A 6,353-nucleotide genomic window follows, 5' to 3' on the forward strand; every position below is an offset into this window, starting at 1 on the left:
AGTTGATAAGCATTGTTGACTTAATACCATGTACTATGCAGTTGCTGGTTGACTTACAGCTCCCTCTAACCGATCCAGTTCAAAAATTCACGATAATCTTATTGGTTATCCTGTTTGCTCCACTTTTATTTACCCGTTTTCGCATTCCGGGAGTGATTGGTTTGATACTGGCTGGTACTATTATAGGTCCCCATGGGCTGAATATTTTAGAACAAGGTGAAACAACACTCTTTGGCACCGTCGGGCTGTTGTATATCATGTTTGTAGCTGGATTGGAAATTGACCTGAATGACTTTCGTAGAAACCGCAGGAAGAGCTTAGGATTTGGTGTATTTACTTTTTCCATTCCTTTGCTTATTGGTACCCTGGTGGCGTACTATTTACTTCAATATCCCTTGCGGTCATCCTTTTTGTTAGCCAGTATGTTTGCTACCCATACTTTGATTGCCTATCCCATCGCAAGCCGACTGGGTATAACGCGCAATGAGGCAGTTACAGTGACAGTGGGAGGCACTATGATTACCGATACGGCAGCGCTGATGATATTAGTACTGATCACCGCCTCAGTAAGCGGTACACTGAATACTTTTTTTTGGATACAGTTATGCGTATCAGCTGGACTTTTTACACTCTTGGTGCTCTGGGGTTTTCCAAAAATTGCCCGCTGGTTTTTTAGAAATGCCGAACAGGATGGGGTTGTCCAATATATCTTTACACTTATGATGGTTTTCTTAGCCGCCTTTCTAGCTGAACTAGCTGGTCTGGAACCTATCATAGGAGCATTTTTAGCAGGCCTGGCACTAAACAGATTGGTACCTCATACTTCAGTTTTGATGAGTAGAATTGAGTTTATCGGTAATGCGCTCTTTATTCCATTCTTCTTAATTGACGTAGGTATGCTGGTAGATTTTGGCGTAGTGTTTCGTGGCCCGGAAGCGCTGCTAGTTGCCGTAACACTTACAGCGGCAGCATTACTTAGTAAATGGATAGCTGCCTATTTCACACAACGAGCCTTTGGCTTTACTTCACTGCAGCGAAATGTGATATTTGGACTCAGCAGCGCCCACGCTGCAGCTACCATTGCTATCATACTCATCGCTTACAATTTAGAATTGCTGGATGAAAATGTGCTGAACGGTACAGTAATTCTGATACTGGTCACCTGTATGGTAAGCTCTTTCGTTACCGATAGGGCGGGCAGAAAATTGGCAGTAGAAGCACACAAACCTCCGTTAGCATATCAACAGCAGGAAAGAATACTAGTGCCAGTAGCTAACCCTGCCAATATGGAACAACTTATTGACCTGGCAGTGATGATCAAGCAGAAGGATGAAAGGATTCCTGTTTACTCACTTTCCGTAGTACTTGATGATGAAGGGGCTAAAGAGAACTTGTGGCAGAATCAGGCTTCTTTTGAGAGAGCACAAAAATATGCAACTGCTGCAAACCAGATGATTCATCCTATCTCAAGAGTGGATTTGAATGCTTCCAGTGGGATCACCAGGGCATCCAAGGAAATAAATGCTACTAAAATTGTGATGGGATGGAATGGTAATTTGAGTGCTAAGGACAGATTATTTGGCAGTGTGCTGGATCATGTAGTTACGGATACTGAACAGGAAATTCTGGTAGTTAAGCTTCTTCATCCACTAAATACGTTCAAAAGGATTGTATTATTGGCAGCCCCCCATGCTGAAGCTGAACAAGGATTCAGTACCTGGGTGACTACCCTGCATAGGTTGTGTAGCCAGACCTCTGGTATTTTACATTTTTATGGAAGTGGGAACACAGCTCAAGCCATAAGGCAGGAGCTTCAGCTAAGTAATTCAAGCATACAATTCATTGAAAATAACCTTAGTGGGTTGAAAGAATTGGCTTCCCTAGCCAGCATAATCACAGCACAGGATCTATTGGTGGTGATAAGTACCCGAGATAATACTGTTTCTTATAATTCTTCAGTAGAAAAAATTCCTTCAGTGTTATCCAGTAACTTTCGTGAAGCTAGTTTTATTGTAGTCTATCCTAAACAGGGGATAATATCATCATTTTTCAAATGATGATGTCTGTTTAATCCCAAAATTAAAAATTATGAATAAGCAGCTCTGCTGGTTACTACTAGTTAGAAGAGAAAATGAAAGTATAACTAAAGATAAACCCATCAAAGAGCAGTAACAGTAATATACATTTAAGGAATTTGAGTAGAGAAAATTTATATAACTTATAACTCTATTAAATCAATAGATTAAGTATATATTTGTTTATTAATTTTAATAAATGAAAATATTAATACTTCTGTTTGCTTATTTTGAGCTTTTTATTCCCGTTTCGGTAAGAAGTCAGCACTTAGAAAAAGGTATTGAAGTTCAGAAAATTTTATGGTTAAGATATTACAATAAAGTTTCACTGGCGGATCAATGGCAAGTGAATACAGAGATAGATACCAGATGGTTCGTTTTTTCTAATAGACAACATCAATGGCTTATACCAAGAATAACCTTACATTATCAAATAAAAGAAGCTCATGATGTGGGGGTTGGAGGAGCATATTTTTTACAGGCACTTCCTCAAGATGAGAATCAGACAGTGAAAAGCATCAGGCCGGAAATTAGACCACATCAGGAATACAATCTTTATCAGTATTTAGGTGAAGTAAAAGTAAGTCACCGATACAAAATTGAAGAAAGGTTCTTCCTGAAGACCACTGAAAATAATGCAGCTTTTAATTTTCGTTTTAGGTATAAAGTTCAGACTCAAATTCCCATAACAAAAAAGGAAAATCATTACCTTATATCCTTGATAATATTTGATGAGGTCATGTTCAATGCAGGCAAAGATATCTTTTATAATATATTTGATCAGAACCGTATGTATGCTGGTGCTCTGGTGAAGTTATCTAAGCACTGGTCAACAGAAATAGGCTATATGAACTGGTTTCAGCAACGTACATCCGGAAAGGAGTTTTATATCAGACATATTGCCAGATTTTCTGTAGCGCATTCAATCTAATGTTCAAGGTACCTAATGAGTTCGCTTATTCGGTCAGGATATCAAACTTCAAGAAAGTTAAATAATAAGCCTCAGGGAATACCGATTGTGCAACAGCCATAGACGTATTTCTCACCCTTATCAGTATAATGCATATATGCTTATATTTATTTGACCCTGAATTTAAACGAGTAGTTCAGGCCAATCATACTAAGCATTTGTTTCTCAACCCCCATGGGTTGGATGACATGATGATAGAACACCGAGAACTGGAGCAATGATTTGTTATTCAGCTTTTGCTCAAAGCCCCAGTTCAAGTCATAAGTGCCAGGATACCAGCTGCCTTTGTCTGTTTTGATGGATGCTTCCGCTTCGGTAGCATTGAGTTCATCTTCGTATTTGTATTCAAACCGCTGCTGCATATAATAATGCGGCGACACCCCTGCAGAAGCAAACAGATACCTGTTTTTACTGATGGGATGATGATACTTGAGATGGACCGGAACAAGAAGCATCATCAAGCTCATACCTGCTATAGGCATATTGTATGCCTGTTTCTATGCTCCAGGCATGTGACAGGATAAATTCTGCCATCATGCCAGCCGCCCATCCGGGTTCATCGGCTACTTCATCGGTAAGAAGCTGAAAGCCTCTCAGCATTGGACCGTACTGAAAGCCTATGCCCTGCATATTGTGCTTTTCAATGTCTCTCAGCACTTTGGCCGGTACGCGTTGGCTGCTTTTTTTCCTTACTTTCTCCCTTTGGTTTGCCATTTTGACCTTTAGAGGCTCTGTATGTACTTCTGACAATTGCCTATTGTCCAGCTCATGGTATCCATTTCCCGTCACGAAAGGAGTGGTTGGCCTGTGGATGGTGCTCAGGTAAAAAACTTGCTCTTCCTCAGCAGAAGTGATCGCCTGCCCATTGGCGGCAGGAATTTCTATGGTATTCACGATATACACGGTATCTGTTTTGGTTTCTTTGAGGATTTCAAACGCCATTATCAGACTATCATAAGCTACTTGTTGATCTTTCAACACATGCTGAGAGGACTTAAGTGCTTCTTCATGTTGGTTTTGCAGGTAGCTAAACACCCCAAAGTTCAGCAAGCCTATGCAAAGCACTGCCGCTGTATATCCGATGACCTTTTGGTAGCGTACATACCATGGAACATAGGTAAAGCCTGCAAGCTTAGTATGCAGAGCTGCAGGCGCTCCGGCTTCATCAGCACCTTTGTCCTGATACTGCTCTGCTTTGTCTTTGATACGTTTGTCACATTGATGATCATCCGTGTTGTTGATCTTTAATGTCTCTTAATTTGTAGATGGCCAGTTGTAACTTTGTTCGGGCAATGGATAGGTTGGACTTTGACGTACCCACGCTGATGTTTAGTTTCTGTGCAATCTCTTCATGCTTAAAACCTTCTATCACTTGCAGGTTGAAAACATACGATAGGAGGGAGGAAGGTCCTGGATCAGCGCGACGATCTCTTTTTCAGACATTTCATCTATTATCACATCCTCATGCATACTCTCGTGCCTTGCATAGGAGATATCCACTCCGTGGTAGTGCTTCTCATTTCTTCGGTAGTAGTCTATCGCAGCGTTGATGACGATCTTACGGAGCCATCCCTTGAACGATAAGCCCTGGGTGTATTTATCCAGACTGGTCAGTATCTTATAAAAGGCATCATTGACAATTTCAATGGCTTCTTCCCGGTCGCGGGAGTACCTGAGTCCAATGCTCATGGCATAATGATAGAATCCCAAATAGAGTTCGTCCTGGACAGCACGCTTTCCCTTCCTACAGGCTGCGATCAGGCGATAAAAATGTTTGTCCTCTTCCATAGTAATTAGGGGCAACACGCAAGCTTGGCGCAAAGGCTTGGTTCCTCATCCGAAAGAAATGCATTTATTTTTTTTGATCTCTTTTTACATTTTTTTCATCGCTCAACCAACGTTTAGAAATATTTCAGCGTGATGGCGAAAAACACAGAAATTACATTCATGAAAAATTTAATGCACAGAAAGCCTTTCGCTATGCTTCTGAATTTTTTAGCTGCTATGTTCATCCTGTCTGCCTGTGACAAGGAAAGTGTAGTGCCGGAAGGCAAACTGCAAGATGAAGCCCAGGGTTTATATCACTGCATTTCCCTGACCAGAGCATCAGCCAGATCATTAAATACAGAGATGGCTTATCGGTGGACTATGAAGTGATTCTGGAAAATGGCGTTCAGCTGGAATTCAACAGAAAAGGAGAGTGCAGCAGTATTGAAGGCAATACAGCACTGCCAGACAGTGTGATTCCTGAAAAAATAGTGGAATACGTTACTCAGAGCTACGCTGACAATTATATCATCAGCTGGGAACGGGATGACAATGGCACCGAGCTAAATTTTGACAAGAGCAGTAATTTTCTGAGGATAGACTATTAGTCAGATGCAGTAAGTTTAAGGCAGATGAATGAGGCTACAGTAATACCAATAAATCATCTCCCTAACCCATCAGCATAAGTGCTCAAGCAGCAGGCCTGGTTTGTAAACTCAGTATCTTACAGATTCGCCATCCTTTGTATGTAGGCAATTTCTTTATGTGGCTGGGGCCCGCCTTATTGACAGGAAATTTTTGGCTTATCCTCTCTTTCTGTTTCTTTTATTGGATTTATTATGAAAGGAACATGTTTGCTGAAGAACAATTTCTTAGAAGAAAGTTTGGTGAATCTTATGCTGATGGGAGTAGTCAAGTTCCTGCTTTTATTCCTGACTTTAGCCGATTTATCCAGCCAGCTTTGTCCTTTAGCTGGAAAAAAGTGCTCAAAAAAGAAAAGAACGGGCTGGCTGCAGTATGTATTTTATTCTTCCTGTTTGATATTTCAGGAGACTGATACAAAAGAAGGATAATTACAACCAGCTGATTATGTATTCATTTCTACTAAGTGTTCCGGCATTTGCTACACTTAAGTTTTTGAATAAGTATACTGTTTATTTAAACGAAACTGACAGAGTTAGCAGTAGTGGTGTTAGATATTCCTAGAATGAAAAATGATAAAAAAGAAAAGATACTAACGGAATTAAATAAAAAACCTTAAAAGTTGGGCATTCACTTGGAATCCTGCGTACAGTTAATTTTCTCTATGTGCATCTATAGCTGATTTCATGTACACAACTTACTAGCTAACTAAGTATATCAGAATCAGCTTTATAATAATTTAACGCCTTCAACAATAAGGTAGATGAAAATATATAACCCTAAAAGCGCTGCGTAAAAACTACGCGATTTCTTTTTTGTCTTAGAGCATGTTTAAATTTTGAAAAGAGCGGGTCAATGAATAAACTTTAGGTTGACCAAAACTTAAAGATTTATGCAAA

9 protein-coding genes are annotated in these 6,353 nt (G+C 40.1%); 5 read left to right on the forward strand and 4 right to left on the reverse strand.

Going from position 1 to position 6,353, the window contains the following annotated elements; all coding sequences use genetic code 11:
* Positions 1-35: 35 nt before the first annotated feature.
* Both WJR50_RS31460 and WJR50_RS31465 read left to right on the forward strand, forming a co-directional pair.
* Complete coding sequence (locus WJR50_RS31460; protein WP_341297310.1) at positions 36-2,057, forward strand: cation:proton antiporter; 2,022 nt, start codon at positions 36-38, stop codon at positions 2,055-2,057.
* Positions 2,058-2,274: 217 nt separating this feature from the next.
* The gene (locus tag WJR50_RS31465) at positions 2,275-3,006 is read left to right on the forward strand and encodes a DUF2490 domain-containing protein (RefSeq protein ID WP_341297311.1); all 732 of its coding nucleotides are present in this window, start codon (positions 2,275-2,277) and stop codon (positions 3,004-3,006) included.
* A gap of 146 nt (positions 3,007-3,152) precedes the next feature.
* On the opposite strand, the gene WJR50_RS31470 is transcribed toward WJR50_RS31465, so the two are convergent.
* The 4 genes from WJR50_RS31470 to WJR50_RS31485 form a co-directional block, all read right to left on the reverse strand.
* A complete protein-coding gene (locus tag WJR50_RS31470; protein WP_341297312.1) occupies positions 3,153-3,503 on the reverse strand; it encodes a hypothetical protein in 351 nt (116 codons plus the stop codon).
* A complete protein-coding gene (locus tag WJR50_RS31475; protein ID WP_341297313.1) occupies positions 3,454-4,095 on the reverse strand; it encodes a hypothetical protein in 642 nt (213 codons plus the stop codon). Before WJR50_RS31475 ends, WJR50_RS31470 begins: the two co-directional genes overlap by 50 nt.
* A gap of 175 nt (positions 4,096-4,270) precedes the next feature.
* Positions 4,271-4,417 carry an RNA polymerase sigma factor gene (locus tag WJR50_RS31480; RefSeq protein ID WP_341297314.1) on the reverse strand — a complete coding sequence of 49 codons (147 nt, stop codon included), beginning with the start codon at positions 4,415-4,417 and terminating at the stop codon, positions 4,271-4,273.
* Positions 4,414-4,833: an RNA polymerase sigma factor gene (locus tag WJR50_RS31485; RefSeq protein ID WP_341297315.1), complete on the reverse strand. Its 420-nt coding sequence runs from the start codon at positions 4,831-4,833 to the stop codon at positions 4,414-4,416. The genes WJR50_RS31480 and WJR50_RS31485 overlap by 4 nt, the downstream gene beginning before the upstream one ends.
* Before the next feature lie 192 nt (positions 4,834-5,025).
* Here WJR50_RS31485 and WJR50_RS31490 point away from each other — a divergent pair, with 192 nt between their 5' ends.
* From WJR50_RS31490 to WJR50_RS31505, 3 genes are all read left to right on the forward strand, one after another.
* Positions 5,026-5,202 carry a hypothetical protein gene (locus WJR50_RS31490; protein ID WP_341297316.1) on the forward strand — a complete coding sequence of 59 codons (177 nt, stop codon included), beginning with the start codon at positions 5,026-5,028 and terminating at the stop codon, positions 5,200-5,202.
* A complete protein-coding gene (locus WJR50_RS31495; RefSeq protein WP_341297317.1) occupies positions 5,187-5,420 on the forward strand; it encodes a PepSY-like domain-containing protein in 234 nt (77 codons plus the stop codon). The genes WJR50_RS31490 and WJR50_RS31495 overlap by 16 nt, the downstream gene beginning before the upstream one ends.
* Before the next feature lie 134 nt (positions 5,421-5,554).
* Positions 5,555-5,869 carry a methyltransferase family protein gene (locus tag WJR50_RS31505; RefSeq protein WP_445223511.1) on the forward strand — a complete coding sequence of 105 codons (315 nt, stop codon included), beginning with the start codon at positions 5,555-5,557 and terminating at the stop codon, positions 5,867-5,869.
* Positions 5,870-6,353: the final 484 nt, after the last annotated feature.

The organism is Catalinimonas locisalis, assembly GCF_038039535.1.
Lineage (GTDB): Bacteria > Bacteroidota > Bacteroidia > Cytophagales > Cyclobacteriaceae > Catalinimonas.

Bases quoted from the DNA above. Each gene is read 5' to 3' on its own strand.
- WJR50_RS31485 (WP_341297315.1), bottom strand. From the start codon at position 4,833: ATGGAAGAGGACAAACATTTTTATCGCCTGATCGCAGCCTGTAGGAAG.
- WJR50_RS31460 (WP_341297310.1), top strand. From the start codon at position 36: ATGCAGTTGCTGGTTGACTTACAGCTCCCTCTAACCGATCCAGTTCAA.
- WJR50_RS31470 (WP_341297312.1), bottom strand. From the start codon at position 3,503: ATGATGCTTCTTGTTCCGGTCCATCTCAAGTATCATCATCCCATCAGT.
- WJR50_RS31465 (WP_341297311.1), top strand. From the start codon at position 2,275: ATGAAAATATTAATACTTCTGTTTGCTTATTTTGAGCTTTTTATTCCC.
- WJR50_RS31490 (WP_341297316.1), top strand. From the start codon at position 5,026: ATGCTTCTGAATTTTTTAGCTGCTATGTTCATCCTGTCTGCCTGTGAC.